This window comes from Cytobacillus sp. NJ13 (assembly GCA_030348385.1).
Classification (GTDB): domain Bacteria; phylum Bacillota; class Bacilli; order Bacillales; family Cytobacillaceae; genus Cytobacillus.
The window spans coordinates 1,987,115-2,010,588 of sequence record JAUCFP010000006.1; the positions used below are offsets into that span (position 1 = coordinate 1,987,115).

At 40.6% G+C, this 23,474-nt stretch carries 16 protein-coding genes; 5 read left to right on the plus strand and 11 right to left on the minus strand.

The window, feature by feature from the left end; translation table 11 throughout:
* Position 1: 1 nt before the first annotated feature.
* Positions 2 to 1,366: a TrkH family potassium uptake protein gene (locus QUF73_09645; GenBank protein MDM5226479.1), complete on the minus strand. Its 1,365-nt coding sequence runs from the start codon at positions 1,364 to 1,366 to the stop codon at positions 2 to 4.
* Positions 1,367 to 1,504: 138 nt separating this feature from the next.
* Here QUF73_09645 and QUF73_09650 point away from each other — a divergent pair, with 138 nt between their 5' ends.
* From QUF73_09650 to QUF73_09665, 4 genes are all read left to right on the plus strand, one after another.
* Complete coding sequence (locus tag QUF73_09650) at positions 1,505 to 2,623, plus strand: sugar diacid recognition domain-containing protein (GenBank protein ID MDM5226480.1); 1,119 nt, start codon at positions 1,505 to 1,507, stop codon at positions 2,621 to 2,623.
* A gap of 105 nt (positions 2,624 to 2,728) precedes the next feature.
* Positions 2,729 to 4,141 (plus strand): glycolate oxidase subunit GlcD, encoded by a 1,413-nt coding sequence (glcD, locus tag QUF73_09655; GenBank protein MDM5226481.1) that lies wholly within the window; start codon positions 2,729 to 2,731, stop codon positions 4,139 to 4,141.
* On the plus strand, positions 4,138 to 5,469 hold the full coding sequence (locus tag QUF73_09660) for a (Fe-S)-binding protein (GenBank protein MDM5226482.1): 1,332 nt from the start codon (positions 4,138 to 4,140) through the stop codon (positions 5,467 to 5,469). Before glcD ends, QUF73_09660 begins: the two co-directional genes overlap by 4 nt.
* A 112-nt stretch (positions 5,470 to 5,581) precedes the next feature.
* Complete coding sequence (locus QUF73_09665) at positions 5,582 to 5,782, plus strand: alpha/beta-type small acid-soluble spore protein (protein ID MDM5226483.1); 201 nt, start codon at positions 5,582 to 5,584, stop codon at positions 5,780 to 5,782.
* A 49-nt stretch (positions 5,783 to 5,831) separates the two neighbouring features.
* Here the strand turns inward: QUF73_09665 and QUF73_09670 are convergent, their stop codons facing one another.
* The 7 genes from QUF73_09670 to QUF73_09700 all read right to left on the minus strand — a co-directional run bounded on the left by QUF73_09670 (position 5,832) and on the right by QUF73_09700 (position 16,810).
* Positions 5,832 to 6,974, minus strand: a complete 1,143-nt coding sequence (locus QUF73_09670) for an anti-sigma factor domain-containing protein (protein MDM5226484.1) — start codon at positions 6,972 to 6,974, stop codon at positions 5,832 to 5,834.
* Positions 6,971 to 7,714 (minus strand): RNA polymerase sigma factor SigI, encoded by a 744-nt coding sequence (gene sigI / locus QUF73_09675; GenBank protein ID MDM5226485.1) that lies wholly within the window; start codon positions 7,712 to 7,714, stop codon positions 6,971 to 6,973. The genes QUF73_09670 and sigI overlap by 4 nt, the downstream gene beginning before the upstream one ends.
* A gap of 117 nt (positions 7,715 to 7,831) precedes the next feature.
* Entirely contained in the window at positions 7,832 to 9,046 is a 1,215-nt protein-coding gene (locus QUF73_09680; GenBank protein ID MDM5226486.1) for a DUF5667 domain-containing protein, read from the minus strand.
* 203 nt (positions 9,047 to 9,249) lie between these two features.
* Positions 9,250 to 9,726 carry a hypothetical protein gene (locus tag QUF73_09685; protein ID MDM5226487.1) on the minus strand — a complete coding sequence of 159 codons (477 nt, stop codon included), beginning with the start codon at positions 9,724 to 9,726 and terminating at the stop codon, positions 9,250 to 9,252.
* 165 nt (positions 9,727 to 9,891) lie between these two features.
* Complete coding sequence (locus QUF73_09690) at positions 9,892 to 13,179, minus strand: efflux RND transporter permease subunit (protein MDM5226488.1); 3,288 nt, start codon at positions 13,177 to 13,179, stop codon at positions 9,892 to 9,894.
* Positions 13,180 to 13,386: 207 nt separating this feature from the next.
* The gene (nhaC, locus tag QUF73_09695) at positions 13,387 to 14,784 is read right to left on the minus strand and encodes a Na+/H+ antiporter NhaC (protein ID MDM5226489.1); all 1,398 of its coding nucleotides are present in this window, start codon (positions 14,782 to 14,784) and stop codon (positions 13,387 to 13,389) included.
* Between the two features lie 448 nt (positions 14,785 to 15,232).
* Entirely contained in the window at positions 15,233 to 16,810 is a 1,578-nt protein-coding gene (locus QUF73_09700) for a peptide chain release factor 3 (GenBank protein ID MDM5226490.1), read from the minus strand.
* A 190-nt stretch (positions 16,811 to 17,000) separates the two neighbouring features.
* Between QUF73_09700 and QUF73_09705 the strand changes: the two genes are divergently transcribed.
* Positions 17,001 to 17,876 carry a metal-dependent hydrolase gene (locus QUF73_09705; protein MDM5226491.1) on the plus strand — a complete coding sequence of 292 codons (876 nt, stop codon included), beginning with the start codon at positions 17,001 to 17,003 and terminating at the stop codon, positions 17,874 to 17,876.
* A 184-nt stretch (positions 17,877 to 18,060) separates the two neighbouring features.
* Here the strand turns inward: QUF73_09705 and treC are convergent, their stop codons facing one another.
* From treC to treP, 3 genes are all read right to left on the minus strand, one after another.
* Positions 18,061 to 19,746, minus strand: coding sequence for an alpha,alpha-phosphotrehalase (treC, locus tag QUF73_09710; protein MDM5226492.1), 1,686 nt, complete (start codon positions 19,744 to 19,746; stop codon positions 18,061 to 18,063).
* A 313-nt stretch (positions 19,747 to 20,059) separates the two neighbouring features.
* A complete protein-coding gene (locus tag QUF73_09715; GenBank protein MDM5226493.1) occupies positions 20,060 to 21,736 on the minus strand; it encodes an alpha-glucosidase in 1,677 nt (558 codons plus the stop codon).
* A gap of 87 nt (positions 21,737 to 21,823) precedes the next feature.
* A complete protein-coding gene (gene treP, locus QUF73_09720) occupies positions 21,824 to 23,230 on the minus strand; it encodes a PTS system trehalose-specific EIIBC component (GenBank protein MDM5226494.1) in 1,407 nt (468 codons plus the stop codon).
* Positions 23,231 to 23,474: the final 244 nt, after the last annotated feature.

The following is a 23,474-nucleotide window of genomic DNA, read 5'->3' on the forward strand; positions in this document are numbered from 1 at the left end:
TTTATCCAATAATAACGCGCTCTTTAGGATAATGAAAATTCGGCTGTTTTTCTTTGCCGCCTATAATAAATAAGAAAGAAGTTAATCCAATTCTTCCAATAAACATTAAGGCCATTATGATACATTTCCCGATCATTGATAATTCCGGGGTGATTCCTAACGATAGACCCGTAGTACCAAAAGCTGAGCAGACCTCGAAAATAATTTCAATAAGCTCCATCTGCTTTTCTGTAATGCTTAGAATGACAACAGAGAGAAAACACATGCCAATAGCAAGCAATGTGATAGCAAGGGACTTCAGAATATCATCTTCATGAATTTCTCTTTTAAATATTTTTATATCCCGATTTCCTTTGGCAAAGTGATAAATAAAAAGGATATTCACAGCAAAGGTAGTCGTCCTGATGCCCCCACCCACAGAACTCGGTGACGCCCCGATGAACATTAAAATACTCATTATGATGAGAGTAGGCATTGTAAACTCATTTACATCCATGGTTGATAAACCGCCGCTCCGGGTGGTAGCGGATTGAAAGAATGCATAAAAGAAGCTTTCATGCCAGTTCATGTCTTTAAAATATTGATTGAATTCCATGATGAGCAAAATAACCGTACCAAACACAAGAAGAGCGGCATAGGTAACGGTCGTCAATTTTGCAAATAAGGAAAAGCGAAAAGATGGTTCCTGGTCCCATTTATTCCGAAATAGATATTGCTTTAATTCGATAAGAACAGGAAAACCGATAGCTCCTAAAGTAATGAGTATAATATTGATCAGCTGCACGAAATAATCGCCGGCATATGGTTTAAGAGAGGCTCCTGTAATATCCATGCCTCCGTTGGTTGTTGCACTGACAGATGCGAACAGAGCATGCAGAAATGCGTCATCCCAGGCAGGATAATATTTAAGAAAATGAAAACCCAATATGAGCGCACCAAGCGTTTCAATCACCAATATAATTTTAATAATTTCTTTTACTAAATTGACCAGGCCGGACAAGGCATATTGATTATGATCGACCATGATGAGGCGGCGCCCTCTCAATCCAATCTTGCGGCCCAGCAGGAGCCAAAAGAATGTGCCCAGCGCCATGATCCCTATTCCGCCAAACTGAAGGATGAACATGATGACAAAATAACCAAAAACACTGTATGTTTCCGATATATTAACCACTGTCAGACCGGTAACACTGACTGCACTGACAGCCGTGAAAACCGTATCAATAAATGCAACCTCCACTCCTGGTTTATGTACAGCCGGTATTCTTAATAAAAGTACCGATACAGATACTGCCAATAAATAATATCCGGATATTACTTGGGCAGGTGTTAGTTTATCCAGCCAATTTCTTACGTCTTTCCACATATCATACCTGTCCCCTTCAAAATTTTTCTAACCCTTATCATAATGAATATACCCGGTTTTTAAAAGGGATATTAGAAAATTCGCAGGAAGTTTTTTATTTATATATAATAAAGTCAAAAAATCAAAGGGAGATATGACATGTTGTTGCCTGACCTGGCTGAAAAAATTATAGCTGAAGTGCGTCAGTTTCTTCGGGAAGATATCATAGTTGCGAATACCTGCGGGGTGATCATTGCAAGTACAGATGCAGGCAGAATAGGCAGTTTTCATGAAGGCGCACTGATTTGCATAAAAAATAAAGAAAAGCTGATTATTACCAGGGAGGATCAGTCGCGCCTTCAGGGTGTAAAAGCCGGCATTAACCTGCCGATTTTTTTTAAAGGGGAAACAGTTGGCGTTATTGGAATAACCGGAAATCCCGATAAAATTTCCCCATTCGCAGAAATAATCCGCAAATTAACAGAGTTATTTATCAGTGAAAGTTACTTTGCAGAGCAGCTCGATTGGCAGGCTCGTGCACTGGAAGGTTTTATGTTTGACTGGCTGCAGGAAAAAGAATGGGATCCCCCATTCAAAGAAAGGGCTCATCTGCTAAAGATTAATCTGGCTGTGGACAGACAGGTTTCCATCGCTGAGTTCAGGCAAAATAGCCAATTGCTTCATAGAGATCTTTGGAATAGAATTTTATCCTGGAAAGAAGCAGGTCCGCATGATATTCTAATTCGCTGGGGAAATAATCGAATTGTGCTTTTAGCCGGGATTTCTTCAGCAAAAAAAGAAAATAGGATAAGAGAAAGGGTCACCCGCTTCCATCGCTTTCTTGAAAACCTTCTGGCTGCTGAAGTAAGTATTGGCACCGGTAAACCATTGCCCCCCTCCTGCCTTTCCGACTCTTTTATGCAGGCAGAACGAGCTTTAAAAATCGCAAAAGACCGGGGCACCATAATATTTGATCAGGATTTGACCATTGAAATGATATTTGATGATCTCTCTCCAGAAACTAAAAAGGACTTTATTGAAAGAACGATCGGGACATTCATGAATGAACAGGATCTTATGATAACCCTTCAGGAATTGTTCAGGCAAAATCACTCTTTAAAAAATACTGCTGAAGCATTGCACATACATATTAACACCCTTCATTACAGACTTAAGAAAATATCGGATCTTTCCGGCCTCTACACATCACATTTGAATGATTTAATGAAATTGTTCATCGCCGTAAAACTTTTAGAGGAAGGCACAAAAAACAATTAAAATATCCATGAATTTTTGTATAGTTAACCATAGCAGGGCATTCCCTGCTTTTTTTATACTTAAAGAAATAGATATTGCCAGCTTCCATTAAAGGAGAGGATCCATTTGGTTGACGTTCAAATAAAAGAAGAATTAATTGCCGTTGTCGGCGCAGATAATTATGATGACTCCAAAGCAGGGCGCCTCGTCTATTCATATGACGCTACTCCAAATTTCCAATCGATGCCCGATGCAGTGATCAGTCCGCGAAATACTCAGGAAGTTTCAAGTATCCTCAAGATTTGCAGCAGCTCAGGAATTCCAATCGTACCAAGGGGATCAGGCACCAATTTATGTGCAGGCACCTGTCCTACAGAAGGCGGGATTGTCCTCCTGTTTAAGCATATGAATAAAGTCATTGAAATCGATGAAGAAAATCTTACGGTTACAGTAGAACCCGGTGTCATCACGCTTGACATGATTAACCAGGTTGAAGCAAGAGGGCTTTTTTATCCTCCTGATCCAAGTTCGATGAAAATAAGCACAATCGGTGGAAACATCAATGAAAATTCAGGCGGACTGCGTGGATTGAAATATGGAGTTACAAGGGACTATGTGATGGGGCTGGAAGCTGTACTTGCGGGCGGTGAAATTATCAGAACGGGCGGAAAGCTTGCGAAGGACGTGGCAGGATATGATTTTACCAGACTGCTGGTTGGATCTGAAGGAACTTTGGGGATTATTACGGAAGCAACATTAAAATTAATCCCGCTTCCTGAGTCAAAAAAGACGATGCTCGCTCTATATCAGGATCTTGAACAAGCGGCAAAATCAGTCTCAAAAATCATCGCAGACAAAATCATACCCGCCACCCTTGAATTTTTAGATCAGCCTACATTAAAAGCAGTTGAGGATTTTGCCCAAATTGGATTGCCAACCGATGTCCAAGCTGTACTTCTTATTGAACAGGATGGTCCGATGGAGGTCGTGGAAAAGGATATGCAGAAAATGGCTGAAATCTGCAAGAACCACGGAGCTGTATCTGTACAGCTCGCAAATTCTGAAATGGAAGCAGAAGCCTTGCGGACTGCCAGGCGTGCCGCATTATCGGCTCTTGCACGCCTAAAGCCGACAACCATTCTTGAAGATGCTACAGTGCCAAGATCTGAAATTGCCAACATGGTAAAAGCAATAAATGAAATTTCCAAAAAATACGGACTTTCCATCTGTACGTTTGGCCATGCCGGTGATGGAAACCTTCATCCGACCTGCCCCGCAGATGCACGGGATAAAGATGAAATGGAACGGGTTGAAAAAGCTTTTGAAGAGATTTTTGTCAAGGCGATTGAACTTGGAGGAACTATAACAGGCGAACATGGAGTAGGGGTCATGAAAGCTCCCTATCTAGAACTGAAACTGGGCAAGGCTGGGATTGATGCAATGAAGGCTGTTAAGACTGCTTTAGACCCCAATAACATTCTTAATCCCGGCAAAATTTTTGCCAAGGATGACAGAAAACGAGTGGTGGTTGCCCGATGACAACATTAAAAGAACAAACAATTATTCAGGAAGAATTTAAGAACCGAATGAATGAAGATGAGCTCCTGAATTGCATGCGCTGCGGCTTTTGCCTCCCTTCCTGCCCCACTTATGTCGAGTCAGGCTTTAAAGAAACACACTCTCCAAGGGGCAGGATCGCGCTAATGAAAGCTGTTGCTGATGGATTGATTGAACCGGATGAAGACGTAGAAAGATCTCTTGATCTCTGCCTGGGCTGCCGGGCATGCGAGCCTGTATGTCCTTCAGGAGTAAAATATGGGCACTTGCTGGAAGAAGCGAGAGATATTATTAATCAGAATAAGAAACACTCGCTTCCGGTCAAAGCGGTTCGCAGTTTGGTCTTTAATGGTCTTTTCCCCCACCAGAACAGAATGAGGGCAGCTGCCGGCCTATTAGGCTTTTATCAGCGTTCAGGTCTGCAATCGGCCGCCAGAAAAACAGGAATACTGAATTGGCTTCCAAAAAACCTCACAGCCATGGAAAAGGTACTTCCACAAGTGCCAAAATTAAAAGAAATGAAAAACAGGCCATCCTACCTCTCAGCAGATAAGCCTATAAAAAAAGCCGCTTTTTTTACTGGGTGCTTAATGGATACGATGTTCCTGGAAACCAATAATGCGACAATAAAACTTCTGCAGCTTGCAGGATGTGAAATCCATATTCCTCAAAATCAAGCCTGCTGCGGCGCTCTTCATGGCCATAGCGGTGAAAAACAGGCGGCCAAAAACTTGGCAAAACGGAACATAGAGGCTTTTGAGAAACTGGACGCAGACTATATCATTACGAATGCAGGTGGATGCGGAGCATTCCTTATTGACTATGACCATCTTCTTAAAGATGACCGGGAATGGCATGAAAGAGCTGTAAAGTTCTCGCAAAAGCTCAAAGATATCAGCGAAATTCTATACGAACTTGAATTTCACAAAAAAGTTAATCTTGAGCTGCCAGGGCAGATCATAACCTATCAGGATTCCTGTCATTTGCGCAATGTCATGAAAACCTCAACAGCACCGCGTACCCTTCTGAATTCAATTAAAGGCATCGAATTCAAGGAAATGAAGGATACAGACAGATGCTGCGGCTCTGCCGGAATTTATAATATTGTTGAATCTGAAATGTCTATGCAAATACTTGATCATAAAATGATTCAGGCAAAGTCGGCAGATGCAGCAGTAATTGTGACCTCGAATCCGGGCTGTCTTCTGCAGATGAAGCTGGGGATAGAACGGGAAGGTTTATCCGAAAAGGCAAAGGCCGTTCATATCGCAGATATTCTTCTGGAAGCTGCTGTTGATAAAGAAAAGTAAAGAAACTGCTTATGCCGAAATATTACCACTTATGAAACCCCCATTTTAATTCATACTACAAATACAGAGGGAAGATAAACTCTGTAAGACCAATAAAAAGGAGTTGAATACAATGGCAAGAAGCAGCAATAAGCTTTTAGTTCCTGGGATTGAACAATACATGGACCAGGTTAAATATGAAATTGCCCAGGAATTTGGTGTTCAATTAGGCTCTGATACTGTATCCCGGGCTAACGGATCCGTCGGTGGAGAAATTACTAAGCGATTAGTGCAGCAAGCCCAGGCACAAATGTCCGGCCAGAATAATCAATAACAACTTCATATAAATGGAAAAAGTCCGGAGCGAGCTCCGGACTTTATTTTTATCGATTTCCTCTTTCATCGTGTTTACCTTGCTTATTTCCGGTGGAATTATTGCGATTGTCCCTGTCTTGGTTTCTCTCAGGACCATTTCCGCTTCTGTTTTTCCCATTTTCTATTTCTTTAGGGTTTTTCTCAGGGTTATTTCTGTTTTCATTAGCTTTATTATTTTTTTTTTCACTTGGATGATTTTGGGCTTTTACATTATTTCCTTGATCTTTCTTTTCTTTATTATTGTGCCTTTTTTCATAATTATTCCCATTGTTTTTACCGCTGTTATTTTGCTGTTTTTGCTGGTTCTCAGATTTCTTTATTTGCCCTGGAACAGCAGGTTTTTCTTTATTCACTTCTATTTGCTCCTGCTTTTTTAATTGGCTTTGCGTATTTTCTGCCGGTTTTTGCGGAGCATGAGATTCTTTATCTGTCTGTTTATCCGGAATTGCAGATTCAGGTTTTTCTTTCTTGTCAGCGTCAGCTTTTAATTTATTTTCTTTATATAATCCAGGTGAGAGCCCTTTTTCAATAGCAGCTTCTCTTTCCTCTTCACTTGCTTCCAGTAAAGTTACTTCAAGCTGCTCTTTTTGTGCAGCCTGTTTTATATCTGCCAGTTCCTCCTGAATTCGCTCATCCGCTTCTTTATTCTGTTCTGTATATACAGCAGCAATGACTAACTCTTTATTTTCCTTAAAATAGCCTTGTTTCTTTATCTGAAGAAGAATTTTGTCTGCTACCTCATGAATGCTGTTCTTTTTCCAGTTCTTGATGTTTTGGATAATTAGTTCTCCTTCATCATTATAAGGAACGAGTTCTACTACCTGATATTTTTGATTGACCCCTAATTCAATACTCGGATTAACGTCTATTGACATATATGCATACACTTCGTCGTTTTGCATGAACGGCAGAAAAGAAACGATGGCGAGCATTAGTGCAAAAGCTGCAGCCATTAATCCTTTTCCTCTGAATAGGTTAAAAATAGTTAAAGGCGACGACTTTTTTCCGTTTTTCAGTTCTATTGGGAAGAATTCAATTTCCTGGCCAAGTGCATATGCCCCATCTAGTTTTCGGGCCCGCAGAAATTCTCCTTCCGGGGTTAATAGTGTCAAAAAACGTTCGTTTATTTCCATGATAATTCCTGTCTTCACGTTTCCAACACCCCTTTGATATAATCCTTTAGAAAGATATAATCACCAGATAATATCAGTGATATGGCAATTATATATTTCCTATTTCTCTCTATTGTTTTTCTGCTTAAGGATACATAGCTCTCCAGCTGCTTTATAGGCAGCTTTTTTTTATCATAAAGTATGTTTTTGAGTTCATCATTTTCAACCAGAATCTTGGCAACAGTCATCGCATTTTTTCGTGCATCAGCATGCTTTGGAGACTGCTCGATCAGATCGCTGAAGGTAAGGTCGAATTCCTGCAGAATCTGTGTAAACTGGAGAATTTCTTCTTTTCTCAGTTCTTCATCCGTTTTTTTCCTGAAGTCTTCAATGGACAATTCATCTTCAATTGCCGAACCCGTATCATCATCTTCCAGATTAGAGCCTCCATTAAAACTAAGATTCTGAAATTTGGATTGCTTGCGGATATAGTCAATAACCCGCCTTTTAATCAGCACTTCCGAAAAACTGATCAATGAACTCCCTTTATCAGGACTGTACTTTTGAATGGCTTCATTAAAAGCGATGAGACCAATGCTGAATTCATCATCTGATTCATGTATGTATCTCTTGCAGACTGATGATACTGTTTTAGCAATAAACGGCTTATATGACTCTATTAGCTCATTATTTAATGCAGTATCTCCCTGCTGTATTAACTCTACCGTTTCTTCAAGCGTTCTTTTACGCTTCTTCGCCATAAACAATAAACTTAGCAATAGCCCCACCTCTTTTCAAAACACATTATAACATACGGTGTCCAGTTTATTTTTTTTAGGGTGGTTTTATTGGCTAAGGAAAAGAAAGCCACGAAGTGCTTTCCTTTCCAGCTAAAATTAGTTGCCTTTATTCTCTTTGCCTTGACCTTTTGCTTCTTCAGCTTTCTCTTTTCCTTTGCCGGCATGGCTCTTTGCCTCTGCCTGCTTTTCTTGAACTATCTTTGCCTGCTGTTCTTTTGCTGCTTTCCTAGCTGCCTCACGTGCTTCTTTTTCAGCTTGTTTAGCTGCTTCGCGTGCGGCCTTTGCTTCCGCTCTCTTTTGGGCCTCTATAGCTTTTGCCTCTTCATGAGCTTTTTTCTTCTCAGCTTTAGCCGCATCTTTTGCTTCTTTAGATACCTTAACGGGATTTTCAGGTAACACAGTTTTCTCTTCAGAAGCTGATTCATCAATCACTTTCGCCGGATCTTCTGCTGCTTCAGCTTCTTCAGATTTAATCGGTGCAGGCGCCGTTTCTGCAGATTGCCCTGCCTGGTCAATTCCAGTATATTCTTTTTCATCTGTCAATTGTTCAGACCATTTTTCAGTGAACTTAGCAATGTTCTTTTGCATCGCTAAAACAGCAGGATGGTTCTCATCGAATCTTTCTGAAAACTTTGCAAGATTTGCCTGGAGGGCAATGATATTCTGTGCAAGGATTTCTTTTACTTCATCGTCAGTTTCCTTGTCTGCCGTGTCATTATCAGAAGAAGCTTCACTGTCTGCAGCGTCTTCAGCAGGAGCATCCTCTTCAGCTGATTCGTCTAGATTACCGTTGTCCTCATCACTTGATTTTGATTTTTCTGAGTCTTCATTCGCTTCATCGACGATGGTTTCAGCGTTTTCCATCTGTTCCAGTGCTGTTTCTATTGCTTCTAAAGCTTCTTCTTCCTTTCCTTCAGCAAAAAGTGCTTCTGCTTCAGCCATACGCTCTGCAGCGTAACCGGCAAGCAATTTTGCATCTTTAATGTCATCAAAAGTTAGAGCAAGCTTCACTTTTTCCAATGCAAGCTTTGCAAAGTAAAAGAAGCTTCCAGGCAATAGTGATGGGGATTCTGATTCAATTTCATCAAGCTTTTCTTTAGCATTTTCAATGGATTCTGCTGCATCTTTATTTGATTCAGCTGTTGCTTCCGCTGATGGATCATTTTTTATTTCAACTGTTTCAAATTCTGCATCTTCCTTGTTCTCACTTGCAAAGACTGTCGCGGCTGAAAATGTGAATGTTCCTGCAATCACCAGTGCAAGTGTGCTTTTTGCCATTTTATTCATTTCTTTACTGGATAAAAATTTCAATGATTTCACCTCAAAATTTAATTAAAGCGGCCGCTTGTTCATTACAACTGTACGGATTCATGAAAGAGATTTTTGGGGGTTATTAAAAAATTTATTTTTAAAAAAGATAAAAAGCTTTAACAATCACTAAATTGATTAGTGTGCCAAAGCTTTTTTCCATTAATGAAATCATTTGTTAACGCCTCTATTTAAGAGCTTGCCACCTACCTTTGCACCGGTTGCTTTCTCCATTTCAAAATGATCCATCTGATCAAAAGACCGGTTAGTACACCCGGAATAACAAAGAGCATAGGAAGAAAGACCGGCCCGAAAAAAATTCCAAATAATTTCAGTTTGGTTGAGTACATAAGTCCTACTGTCACAAAATAGGCACTGAACACAAAGGGAAGGAAAGATAATTCTTCATTTTCCGGCATAGCAGTACGATATGCATCCCACATTGCAAACATGTAAAGACAAGGGTAAAACATGAGCCACTGATAATTAAGGACATGAACCGCTTTATCAATTTCTCCTATAAAACTGAGCATGATGGCTGAATTAAAATGGCTGTATACATTAATGATGAATTCAAGCGCGACAAATAAAGTTCCCTTCCACAGCTTCCCCATTAATAATTGGCTAAAACCAGGCAATGCAATACTCCAAAAAACTGCTTCTAGTTTACTGAGTTTTTTCATTTCATTACCACCAGCTACAAGTCGATACTTTTATTGTGCTCTGTTTATAGGTCATTTATCAATGAATTTTCCAGATATTTTCCTGAAACTCCATTAGGAAAATTATTTCTATTTTGATATCAGCATGCCAAAAGGCCCCTTCTTATTGAAGGAGCCTGCATTGGATTAGGTATTTTCATCCTTGTTGTGTTCATTTTTTTCCTTGTTATCTTCTTTTACAATATTTAACAACTCTTCCAGCATGGCTGCCATATCATCTCTGCTGTAGAATCTGGTTTCAGAGGTTTGAAGCTGATTTTTGTCTTCTGCATCTTTATTGTGATCCCAGTCTTTATCCACTCTTTCTTCAAGCAGGTAAGCTGGCACTAAATGCCCATCCGGTGTTGCATACATTTTATTTAACCGCCTTGTATCCCTGTCAAAGAAACTATATACAACAGGTATCACAAATAGTGTCAGGAACGTACTGCTGATCAGCCCGCCTATCAGGGCAATTCCCATAGGCTGGTTAATTTCAGTTCCTTCTCCTATACCAAGGGCAAGAGGAACTAACCCAAGTATAGTTGTTAAAGCTGTCATGAATATTGGCCTTGCACGGTCCTTAACGGAAATGATTATGGCATCGTAGGTCTTAAGACCATTTTCTTTCTTTTGGTTTATATAATCGACAATGACTATTGCATTATTAACTACAATTCCTGCTAGCACAATAATCCCGATAATTACTGTTAAGCTAATAGGTGTTTGGGTTGCTGTAAGAGCAACTGCCACCCCTATCACCATGAGCGGCACAGTAAACATGATAACTAACGGATACTTCAGCGACTCAAATTGAGCTGCCATGACAAGATATATTAAGATGATCGCCAGAACAAAGGCCAGAATCAGGTCATCAATGGATGATTCCAGCAACTCCCTGTCACCGCTAAAAACGATCTCCGTTTCATCCGGCAAATCCAGATCAGCAATTTCTTTATCCACTTCTTTTGACATGGCACCCATGTTTGTTGAAGACTTGTACTTTAATGTAAATTGGACAGCATCCTGCTGATTGATGCGCTGAATATTAACCGGTCCTTCTCCGCGTTCTATATTAGTTACGTCACTTAGAGCAGCATAATTTCCATCAGGCTTTTTTATAAGCAATTTTTTTAAATTATCTATATCCTGTGTGACTTCACGATCGTACTCAACAAAAACACCATATATATTCGATTCTTCATCTATCATTTGTGTTGCCCGATTGCCGCGAGTTGCATCATTTACTGCCATGGCTACCTGGGCAGGAGCCAGGCCTTGCTCAAGTGCCTTTTCACGGTCCACAGTAATTTGAATTTCTTCAACTGTATCCATAAGGTCAGTCGATAATTCTGTTACATCATCTAAGTCCTTCAATGCATTATAGATTTTATCTACATTTTCCGTTAAGCGATTTGGATCTGTATCCTTTACACTGAAAGTCAGTGTATTCGGAGCTGTACCGGATGAGGATTGCATGTTAAATGAGAGTTCGGCAGTTTCATTAACCTTTGATGCAGCATTTTCCAGATCCTTTTTGATATCATCGGCAAATTCAAATGTTGATCTTTCACGCTGATCAAGCCCTTTCATTTTGATATACAATTCAGCGATATTGGCATTTTTCGAGCCCCTGAAGGATCCTTCCTGTGTAGTTCCAATGAGGCTGACATATGTATCTACCTCTTCTTCATCCTTTAATTCTTCCTCTAAAGCAGATATAACCTTTTCTGTTTCTGTAAGTGCAGTGCCGTTTTCAAGCTCCATACGCACCGTAAAGAAGCCTTCATCTGCATTTGGAAGAAATTGTGTACCTACTGTAGTCATGCCAAAGCTGCCCACTGCCAATAACAGCATGGTAATCGCTATTACCACTGCGCGATTCCGCAAAGACCATTTAATTGATTTTTCAAGTGAACGCATTAAGCCTGATTCCTGCCTTTTTGTCTCAATGTTTGTTTTTGGAGACTTCAGCAGCCTGCTCGCCAGCATTGGCACAACTGTCAGTGCAACAGCTAGAGATGCAAATAGGCTAAAGGAAATGGTCAGGGCAAACTCCTTAAACAATTCACCGATGATTCCAGTTATAAATACTACAGGGAGGAATACAGCGACAGTCGTAAGTGTTGAAGCAGTAATCGCACCGCCTACTTCTTTTGCTCCCTCACTGGCAGCCGTTTTAGAATCTTTCCCCATTGATAAATGGCGGTAAATATTTTCAATAACTACAATGGAATTATCCACCAGCATCCCAATTCCAAGCGCCAATCCGCCGAGTGTCATAATATTTAAGGTGAAATCTGAAAAATACATTAAAACAAAGGTAAAAATAACAGAATAAGGGATAGAGATGCCAATAATAAGCGGACTTTTAACATTTTTCAAAAAGAAAAACAGCACAATCATGGCAAAAGCACCGCCAAGAATCAGCGAATTGGAGATATTCCCTATTGCAAGGTTTATGTAATCCCCCTGGTCAAAAAGAATTTCTGATTCAATATTTTCATATTGTTCTTTCTCCAGAAGATCATCCAATTTTTGTATGAACTGATTTGAAACTTCTGCCGTATTAGCGTCTGATTGCTGCAGGACACTCAGTAAGACAGATGGAGACTGGTTTGTACGCGTGATGGTGCGATCATCCTGGCTGGCCAGCTGAACCTCTGAGATATCTTCAAGGCTTACTTTATCGCCGGTTGCGGGGTCAACTGTTACGGTAAGTTTTTTCAGCGTATCAAGGGAATCAATGGAACTAATGATCCTGGTTGTCAGCTCTTTTCCCTCAGTCAAAACAGGATCACCTGGCATTGAAATATTATTGGATTCAATTACATCCACAACATCAGCCTGGCTTAGTTTGAAATCTCTTAGTTTTTCCTGATCAAGTTCCACCCTTACTTCCTTAATGGCTGTTCCGGAGAGATTTACGCTTGCCACTCCTTCAACTTTGGTCAGCTCCAGATTCAATTGTTCTGCAAGCCTTCTTAATGCTTCAGGCTCCTCATCTGCACTGAGGGATAATTGTATGATAGGAAACTGGGCAGGATCAAACTTCATAAAGCGAGGTTTATCAGCTTCATCAGGAAGCTGTGTCTGGTCCAGCCTTTGAATAACATCACTTTGTATTTCATCTATATCTGTAGTCCAGGAAAATTGCATCAGAATGAAGTTTGCGCTCTCTTGCGAGGTAGAAGTTAGGGTTTTAATCCCCGGCAATGTTGCCAGATTTTCCTCGAGCGGCTTTGTTACTTTTTCCACAACTTCATCGGGACTTGCTCCTGGATATGAAGTTACTATTACTCCTACAGGAGGATTCAGATCGGGTATGAGTTTTAATGGAATATTCAAGAGGGAGACAACCCCTAAAATAAGCACTAAGAACATCGTAACCAATGTAAAGATTGGCCTTTTGATTGAAAAATCACTTATTCTCACACATTCTGCTCCTTTCAAAGTCAGTAATTATATGACGGCTGCAATGATTGGTTAAAATACATTTTAACTATATTAAAGCAGCAATCACTATGCAAGAAATCAATGTGCTGTTAAATAGGGAAAAAGAACATTATATTTGACTTTAAAGAGGTTCTATCATTCAAAATTCGATATAATATGGATCTTTGCCCACAGAAAAAAGCAGCATTACACAGCTGCTTTTTTCTCAATTTTTTCGATTTTTATACCAGTGAATCCATAGATAAGAGTAATAACCGGACTTAGTATACAGAAGAACGCAAACGGCAGGTAAGCTGCTGTTTCCACCCCTAGTACACCTGTTAGAAAAACTCCGCAAACACTCCACGGGACTAAAGGGTTTACCACGGTGCCGGCATCCTCAAGAATCCTGGAAAGATTCTTCGGGTGCAGCCCGGCTTTTTCAAAAGGCTCCCTGAAAGCATTCCCAGTTAAGAGAATCGACAGATACTGTTCACCAAGCAGGAAGTTAATCCCGATTGCTGTTCCTGCTGCTGCCGCCACCAGTGCGGACACGCGATTCAATACTCCTTTAATGCCTTCAAGCAAAGCTGGAAGAATGCCAAGCTTTAAGAATAACCCCCCCATAGAAAGTGCAAGCAATACCAGAGAAATAGAAAACATCATGCTTTCCATGCCGCCTCTTGATAATAGGGCATCAACTTCCTCTGAGCCACTTTTTGAGGCATATCCCGAATACAGCAATGACATCACTTTTTCGAAACCGAAACTGTTTTGAACAAAAATGGCTATGATTAATGCCGATAAAATTCCGGCAGACAGCGTGATGATAGCTGATACTCTTTTAATGGCCATAATAGTCAAAATGGCAAATGGAATTAGGGAGTACCAATGTACCAGCCCCTCATCCAGCAGAGTTTTTTTCAGCTGGGCAATCTTTGAAAAATCAGACGCTGCCTCGCCTGGTGACAGCACAGCAAAGATTGCCAAAGAAATGATAAACGAAGGAATCGTTGTCCATGCCATAGTTTTAATATGCTCAAATAAATCCACCTTAACTGTAGATGATGCCAGGTTAGTTGTATCGGACAACGGAGACATTTTATCTCCAAAAAATGCGCCGGATATAACTGCACCTGCAGTAATCGCATCCGATAGACCCAAAGCAGAGCTGACTCCCATAAAGGCCACGCCTAATGTTGCAGCCGTCGTAAGCGAGCTTCCAATGCTCATGCCAATCACAGATGCTACCACAAACACAATGGCATAAAAGAACTTTCCATTAACAGCTTCTAAAGCCATATAAATAAATGTAGGAATGGTTCCGCTTGCCATCCAGCTGCTTATCAGCATGCCGATTAAAAAGAAAATGAAAATCGCCCCTAATCCGGACTGGGCACCTTCAATCAGCCCCTTTTCCAGCTGTGTAATGGATACTTTTTTTATTAAACCATAAGCAATTAACCCCATTATCGCGAAAACAACGGGAATATGGGGCACTGCCCCTGCCAAAATAATAGAATAACTAATCCCGCCAAGGATTATTAAAGTTACAATAAGCGCCTCCAGCGGCTTCAAATTCAATGCTGCATGTTCCTGATGCATAATGTATTCCTCCTAAAAAAATACCATAAATTCGGGAGCAAACAAAAAGAGCCCTCTCGCCTATAGGGACGAAGGAGCTCCGCGGTACCACCCTAATTGATAAGCCATTTCTGCTTACCCGCTTAAAGAGAATGTCCTGTTGAGATGCAGTTGTATTTCGATCAATTGCTGCCTGGATTTTCATCACCCATCCAGTTTCTATCTGCTGCCGGCAACTGCTCTACTTTCTTCTGCGGACAAAGTCTATATTTTAATCGAGATTGAACTTCCTGCTTTTTAACTTAAACGCTTTTTAGTGCTAAAGTATGTGTGTTAATACTATATTATCTATTGCTGGATATGTCAATAGGATTGTCAGAGGAATATACAGGAATTATGGCAGGAGAAGATAGGCTAATCATTTACGGGGGCCAACAGCAAAAAACGGCCCCTAAAAGAGGCCGCATGATTATTCTGAGTCCATCGGATTATATAGTTTTACATCCGGATTTTTTTCCTGGAACCATCGGAGTGCAAAGTCATTTTCAAATAGAAAAACGTTTTTGTCGTAACGGTCTTTAACCAGGAGACTTCTCCCACTGGAAAGATTTTCGTTGACCTCATCGCCTTCTACCCAGCGGGCAATTTTTGAGCCTTGTCTTTCCATATAAACTTCTGTGTTATATTCATTTTTCATGCGGTGTTCAAAAACTTCAAATTGCAGCTGTCCTACCGCACCGAGAAGGTATTCTTCCATTTTTACAGTTTTAAACAGCTGAATGGCTCCTTCCTGCACCAGCTGCTGGATGCCCTTATGAAAATGTTTTTGCTTCATGACATTTTTGGCAGTTACTTTTACAAATAGCTCAGGTGTAAATTGAGGAAGACGTTCATATTGGAAATTATTTTTACCAGCGGTTAATGTATCGCCAATCTGGTAAGTTCCCGGGTCATAAATTCCGATGATATCCCCGCTTACTGCAGAATCGACTGTACTTCTGTCATCAGCCATGAATTGTGTGGACTGCGCAAGCTTGATGGACTTGCCGATTCTTGGTATATTCACAGCCATGCCACGTTCAAATTGGCCAGAACAAATTCTTAAAAATGCTATCCGGTCGCGATGAGCAGGATTCATATTTGCCTGGATTTTAAATATGAAGCCAGAAAATTCTTCTGACAGCGGATCAATCTCCCCTGCTGTAGAATTCCTCGGCTGCGGCGGCGGTGCAAATTGGAGATATGACTCGAGAAATGTCTGTACGCCAAAGTTGGTCAGCGCGCTTCCAAAAAACACAGGAGTCAATTCACCTTTTTCAATTCTCTCTCTTGAAAACTCATTGCCCGCTTCATTTAACAGCATAATTTCTTCAAGAGTCTGATCATATAGCCCAGTATCCTTAATGGAGTGGTTTCCCTCTATTTCGCCCTCCTCATTCAGGGAAATAAAGCGGTCCTCTTCTTCTACTCTGAATTGCTCAATTCGATTATTAAACCGATCATAAATTCCGAGGAATTCTTTTCCCATCCCGATTGGCCAGTTCATTGGATATGATTCAATTCCCATGACCTCTTCTAATTCTGCAAGGAGCTCAAGCGGTGCCTTCCCCTGGCGATCAAGCTTATTCATAAAAGTGAAAATCGGAATTCCTCTCATGCGGCAGACCTTGAATAATTTAAGTGTCTGCTCCTCGATGCCTTTCGCTGAGTCAATGATCATAACAGCACTATCAACGGCTGTCAGCGTACGATACGTGTCTTCACTGAAATCCTGGTGCCCAGGAGTATCTAGAATATTAACGCGCGCACCATCATATTCAAACTGCATCACACTGGAGGTAACAGAAATTCCGCGCTGCTTTTCAATTTCCATCCAGTCGCTTGTCGCATACTTGCCTGTCTTCTTCCCTTTAACTGTACCCGCGTCACGAATGGCACCCCCGAATAACAGGAGTTTTTCAGTCAGCGTCGTTTTACCGGCATCCGGGTGGGAAATGATTGCAAAGGTGCGTCGGGCTAAAACTTCTTCTTTAAAATTTTTGGACATATTCGTTCCTCACTTACTTATATGAAAATTTGTTTATTAAGCAATCAATGTGTCACTTAATTATTGCAATACCTTCAATTTTATCGCTCCAAAGTAAAGTTTGCAACGCATTTTAAGATTGCATATTTCTTTTTATAATTCTTTTTCAGGCTTATAATAGTGAAACTAAATATAAAAAAGGAGGTTAATGATGGACACAATTACTCATACATTATTCGGCTTGAGCCTTTACGGTGCAGTCGATAAACGAGATATGGATAAGAACTCCAAGAGGGCGTATTTACTTACCGCTGTCGGGGCTAGCCAAATTCCGGATATTGATGTCGTCTCCCGCTTATGGGATACAGAAGGACTTTATCAGATGTGGCACAGAGGCATTACCCATTCAGTTTTCCTTACTCCGGTCTGGGCTCTGCTGTTTTTTCTGCTGTCCTTCCTGCTCTTCAAAGTTAAGGATAAGAAGCTTTTTCTGCTGGGTTGGCTTGCAGTTTTCATACATAATACAAGCGATTTATTCAATGCATGGGGAACAGGATACTTGGAACCATTTTCAAATATGAGGATTACCTTTGGCACGATTCCTATTGTTGATTTAGTGATTTGGATCATCATGGGAACTGCTTATATTTTTTCAAGAAGAAACAAACTGAAATCACCCTACTACTTCAAAATGGCATGGGCCTTTTTGCTTCTTCATGTTATAATCCAAAGCACACAGGGATTTATTATTTATAAGCAGTTTAATGATCAATATGATCAAGTTGCCCTGTCGGCAGACTTTATTCCATGGACCTTTTCTGTCATTACCAAAAAAGATGATGAAATTACCATCTTTAATGATAACCTTTTTAAGAAAGAGGAAACCCAATATGTGCTTCAATCCAGAGAAACTGCTGATTTGGATAAATTGTTTTCTCAGCGTCCTGAAGCTAAAACCCTATATGAATGGTCCCCATTTGTCGTTCTGGTTGATGATGATGAAAGGCTTGGCCTCTATGACCCCCGCTTTTACAGAAACGGTCAGTCTTTTTTGTTTGAATATATTGAGAAAAATACAGAAAGATGAGCATCTTGCTCATCTTTTTTTATTTTCACCATTCCTCCTGTATGTATAGAAATTTTTCATTAACACATAAAGGCAGTTGCAGCAGGTGCCTTAGCATCTATGTTAAGTGCTGCCATAGCTGGAATGCTGTTTTAAAAAATCACTTGAAAAATCCTCCCGTTAACAGCGGGAGGATTTTTCACTTTTATTTCTTTAAATAGTAGATAACGGATTCATATGGCCTTAAATTTATGGTCTGTGCTGCCGAATGTGACTGATTGTAATTGGACAGTAAGATCTCATCTTTATATTCATCTGCTTGAACATGTTCAGGAATGATAAATGATGTTTCTTTCCCATAGAAATTATTCACGACCAGAAGCTTTTCATTATCACCATTTCGAACATAAGCAAACACATCAGGATGATCCTCAGAAATCAGTTCATAGTCTCCATACGTGATAATATCATACTGCTTGCGAAGCTGGATCAGCTTTTTATAATGATAAAAAATAGAATTCCCGTCCTTCAGAGCTCTTTCGGCATTTATTTCACTGTAATTTGATGCAACATTAATCCATGGCGTTCCATCTGTGAAACCGGCATTTTCAGATCCATCCCACTGAACTGGCGTCCGGGAATTGTCGCGTGATTTGCTTTTGAGAATATTTATAATTTCTTCTTCAAGCATTCCCTTTTCCTTAAGGATATTATAAACGTTCAGTGATTCTACATCTCTGTAGTCTTCAATGCTTTCAAAGCCCGGGTTTGTCATGCCAAACTCTTCACCCTGATAAATATAAGGGGTCCCCTGCATCATATGAATGACTGTCGCCAGCATTTTAGCAGATTCGCGATGATATTTTCTGTCATCACCATATCTTGACACAACTCGAGGCTGATCATGATTGCACCAGAATAAAGCATTCCAGCCTCCGCCCTTGTGCATTTCAGCCTGCCACCTGGATAAAATCTGCTTTAATGCGCCAAAATCAAATTCAGCGAGTGCCCATTTCTCCCCATTAGGGTAATCCACTTTCAAGTGATGAAAGTTGAAAGTCATGCTCAACTCTTCCCTCTCAGGCTTGGAATACTTTATACAATGATCAATGGATGTGGAGGACATTTCGCCAACTGTCATACTATCGTATTTCGAAAATACATTTTCATTCATTTCATGTAATAATTCGTGTATACGAGGTCCGTCTGTATAGAATTTTCTGCCGTCGCCAGGAGGCACAGACCCGTCATCATCGGGAAACTCCTGGTCTTTAGAAATCAGATTGATTACATCAAGTCTGAAGCCATCTACACCTTTTTCAAACCAGAATTCCATCATGTCATACACTTTTTGGCGAAGTTCTTCATTTTCCCAATTTAGATCCGCCTGTGTGACATCAAAAAGATGGAGATAGTATTGGCCTGTTGCATCATCATACTGCCATGCATTCCCGCCGAATTTAGATTCCCAGTTTGTCGGTTCGCTTCCATCGTCCTTAGGATCTTTCCAGATATAAAAATCACGGTATGGATTGTTTTTTGATTTTTTTGCTTCCTGGAACCATTGATGTTCAGTGGAAGTATGGTTTACTACAATATCCATAATGATTTTTATGTCCCGGCTATGAGCCTCTTCAAGAAGCTTATCAAAGTCAGCTAAAGTTCCGTATTCTTCGTGAATGCTGAAATAGTCACTAATGTCATATCCGTTGTCGCGCTGCGGAGATTTATAGATTGGCGTCAGCCAGACGACATCCACACCTAATTCTTTTAAATAATCAAGCTTGGCAATAATTCCAGGGATGTCTCCAACCCCATTTCCTGTCGTATCGTTAAAACTTTTTGGATAAATTTGATATACGACTGATTTTTTCCACCATGGTTGTTTCATTAGAATCACACCTGTTTTAATTTTTTTGAAATTGAGTTTTTTTAGCTTTTGGCTAAATGAGGTAATGCTTATTATTCTGCCCGTTGATTTCCGCTGCAGGCACTCGCTTTCCACGGGGCTACCGGGAGCCTCCTCGACGCTCTGCGTCTGCGGGGTCTCCCCTGGTTCGCTACTCCCGTAGGAGTCTCGCGCCTTCCGCTCCTATCAACTCAGTAGTTAAATTTAGTTGGCTGAATACAAAAACTCGAAACTGCATTCCGCTTATTTTAATCAATACCGTCAGCTACCAGCGTACTCATCAACATTCCATCTTTTAGCTGTTAAAAAGAAGGACCTGAGCTTCATAGGGGCGCAGCTTAATTGTTCCGCTTACTTGTATATCTTGATAATTCCCAATCAGCGTTTCAAATTTCTTTTTCTGGATGTTTGCAGGGAGTTCGACTTCAGGGTTCCCTCCATAGAAGTTGCACAAGACAAGAAGGATCTGATTGCCCAATGTTCTTGTATAAGTGTACACTTCGGGATGATGATCAAGTATCAGGTTATACTTGCCGTAAACAATAATTTCATTTTTCTTCCTAAGTTCAATAAGCTTTTTATAGTAATGAAAAACAGAGTCAGGATCTTTCATGGCCTTTTCCACATTAATGTCATTATAGTTAGGATTTACTTTTATCCATGGGGTTCCAGCTGTAAATCCTCCGTGCTCTGATGAATCCCATTGCATCGGTGTCCGGGCGTTGTCACGCCCTTTTGCATAGATGCTTTCAAGGGCCTTATCCTCTGTCCAGCCATCGTTAAGAGCATCTTTATAGAAATTAAGTGTTTCTATATCTCTGTATTCTTCAATGCTTGAGAAACGGACATTCGTCATTCCAATTTCTTCACCCTGATAAACATAAGGAGTTCCCTTCATCATATGAAGCAATGTTGCGAGCATCTTAGCCGACTTTTCCCTATGCTCTCCTTCATTCCCGAATCTTGAAACAGAGCGGGGCTGGTCATGATTATTAAAGTAAAGACTGTTCCAGCCAACTTCATCCAGCTCATTTTGCCATTTTGTCAAATTTGTTTTTAAGTCATACAGATCAAGGGACTTAAGATCCCATTTGCCATTTGGCCCGTTATCCAGGCTAACATGTTCAAATTGAAAGACCATATTTAATTCATTGCGTGATTCCCCTGTATATTGCCTGGCCCACTCAGGAGTCACACCGGGCATTTCGCCAACAGTCATAACATCATACTTCGATAAGGCCTTTTCATTCATCTCCCGCAGGTATTCATGAATTCTTGGGCCGTTTCGATAATACTTGCTTCCTGAAGCATATTTCTTCCCAGGCTTCGGTTCATCATTAGGAAGTCCCTCCACTTTGGAGATAAAGTTGACTACATCCATTCTGAATCCATCAATGCCTTTTTCGAGCCACCATGTCATCATGTTGTATATTTCATTTCTTAGTTCCGGATTATCCCAATTTAAATCTGGCTGTTTCTTTGAAAACAGATGCAAATAATATTCTCCTGTTTTATCATCAAGCTCCCAGGCGGATCCGCCGAAATTGCTTCCCCAGTTATTCGGCTCTTTTCTATTCCTTCCTTCGCGCCATATATAATAATCCCTGTATGGATTGTCTTTGGATTTTCTGGACTCTGCAAACCAGATATGTTCGTCAGAACTATGGTTTACCACCAGGTCCATAATGAGTTTAATCTCTCTCTTATGCATCTCTCCGAGAAGTTCTTCCCAATCTTCCATTGTTCCTAACTCACTCATAATATCCTGATAATCGCTGATATCATAGCCATTATCATCATTTGGCGATTTATAAACCGGTGAAAGCCAGACCACATCAATTCCAAGCTCTTTCAAATAATCCAGCCTGGAGATGATTCCCTGCAAATCTCCTATTCCATCTCCATTGCTATCCATGAAGCTCCGCGGGTATATTTGGTAAACTACACTTTCTTTCCACCATTGCTTCTTCATACGGTGACCTCCGATATTTACATTTTTGTGCAAGTCTCATAAAATGGCGATACCATGGAATCATAAAACCCCATGGCATCAATCTTTCTATTCTGCTTTTTTAAATTTCGAGAAAGCTAAAGTCAATACAAACGGTACGACAAGTGCAATACCCATTCCGATAAAGAAAGCACCCCAGTTTTCCGCAAAGATGGAGAAGAATGCCGGCAAGCCTCCGACACCTATTGACGGTGCCTTAACTCCATTAATAGTAATGAAGATTCCTGCAATTGCTGACCCAATAATCGCTGCAAAGAACGGGTACTTAAAGCGAAGATTCACCCCGAACATAGCCGGTTCGGTTACGCCAAGCCACGCTGATACTGACGAAGTAAGCGCAAGCCCTTTCAGCTTTTCGTTCCCTTTGCTTAACAGCATCATGGCAAAAGCGGCGGAACCCTGTGCAATATTGGACAATGCAACCATCGGCCATAAAAACGTGCCGCCAATGCTGCCGATTAACTGCAGATCAACTGCCAGGAACGTATGATGCATACCAGTGATAACGAGAGGGGCATACAATCCTCCGTATATCAGGCCTCCAAGGGCAGGAACAGCATCAAAGATTCCGACAACCCCATTTGTAATCCAGCTGCCGATCGTAAATGTAATTGGTCCAATGGCAATAAAAGAAAGAAATCCAGTGATCAGTAAAGCGATCGGTGCGACAGTCAGAAGCTGAAAAGCATCAGGAATTCTATTTCGCAGAAATACTTCTATCTTAGCCAATACGTATGAAGCAAATAATACAGGCAATACCTGCCCCTGGTAACCTACCTTTTCAATTTCAAGACCGAATAAATTCCACTTCGGAACTTCTTCTGCTGAACCATAGCCCCATGCATTTAATAGATCCGGGTGCACTAGCATTAAACCCAGCACAATACCAAGAAGAGGACTTCCGCCAAACCGGTTAACAGCACTCCATCCAATCAAACCGGGAAGGAATACGAAAGCTGTATTGGCAATCAGGTTAATGATGCCAGCCAGATCAGCCCAGTTGGTATAAACTTCAACAAAAGACTTATCATCGAAGAAAATATCCGGTGCGGTCATAATATTGTTGATCCCCATCAGCAAACCAGCTGTTACGATAGCTGGGAGGATTGGAATAAAAATATCTGCAAGTGTTTTAATGCCGCGCTGCAATGGATTTAAGTTTTCAGCAGCAGCATTTTTTGTTTCTTCTTTTGACGATTCGCCAACTCCTGTTGCTTCTGTCATTTCTTTATACACTTTATCAACGAGGCCTTGTCCAATAACTACCTGGAATTGTCCATTTGTGGAAAAAGAACCTTTCACAATATCTATATTTTCGAGTTTTTCTTTATTGACTTTCCCTTCATCTTTTAACGCAAAACGCAGCCGTGTAACACAATGAGTAGCAGCTGCGATATTATCCTTGCCCCCGATAGCTCCTACAATTTTCTCTGCTGACTCTTTATTTGTAGCCATTCTTCGCTCTCCTCCTGTTACCGTTTTCATACAAAAGAAAAAAACAGTTATAAGGTTCTTATTTATTGTTCTCGACACTTACAAATATATCCAAATTACAAATCAACTTGTATATACATGAACTGTTTACGCTTTCATTCTATCTTGTATATACATGTTAGTCAACCATTTTTTCTTTCCCCTCTTTTCTATACCCATTCAATCGCTTCGGAAGCCAGAAAATAAAAAAAACCGGCTTCGAGAC

What these genes read in the sequence shown, in the direction of transcription:
- QUF73_09645 (MDM5226479.1), bottom strand. Translation starts at nt 1,366, where the DNA reads ATGTGGAAAGACGTAAGAAATTGGCTGGATAAACTAACACCTGCCCAA.
- QUF73_09650 (MDM5226480.1), top strand. Translation starts at nt 1,505, where the DNA reads ATGTTGTTGCCTGACCTGGCTGAAAAAATTATAGCTGAAGTGCGTCAG.
- QUF73_09660 (MDM5226482.1), top strand. Translation starts at nt 4,138, where the DNA reads ATGACAACATTAAAAGAACAAACAATTATTCAGGAAGAATTTAAGAAC.
- QUF73_09665 (MDM5226483.1), top strand. Translation starts at nt 5,582, where the DNA reads ATGGCAAGAAGCAGCAATAAGCTTTTAGTTCCTGGGATTGAACAATAC.
- QUF73_09685 (MDM5226487.1), bottom strand. Translation starts at nt 9,726, where the DNA reads ATGAAAAAACTCAGTAAACTAGAAGCAGTTTTTTGGAGTATTGCATTG.
- nhaC (MDM5226489.1), bottom strand. Translation starts at nt 14,784, where the DNA reads ATGCATCAGGAACATGCAGCATTGAATTTGAAGCCGCTGGAGGCGCTT.
- QUF73_09700 (MDM5226490.1), bottom strand. Translation starts at nt 16,810, where the DNA reads ATGTCCAAAAATTTTAAAGAAGAAGTTTTAGCCCGACGCACCTTTGCA.
- QUF73_09705 (MDM5226491.1), top strand. Translation starts at nt 17,001, where the DNA reads ATGGACACAATTACTCATACATTATTCGGCTTGAGCCTTTACGGTGCA.
- treC (MDM5226492.1), bottom strand. Translation starts at nt 19,746, where the DNA reads ATGAAACAACCATGGTGGAAAAAATCAGTCGTATATCAAATTTATCCA.
- QUF73_09715 (MDM5226493.1), bottom strand. Translation starts at nt 21,736, where the DNA reads ATGAAGAAGCAATGGTGGAAAGAAAGTGTAGTTTACCAAATATACCCG.
- treP (MDM5226494.1), bottom strand. Translation starts at nt 23,230, where the DNA reads ATGGCTACAAATAAAGAGTCAGCAGAGAAAATTGTAGGAGCTATCGGG.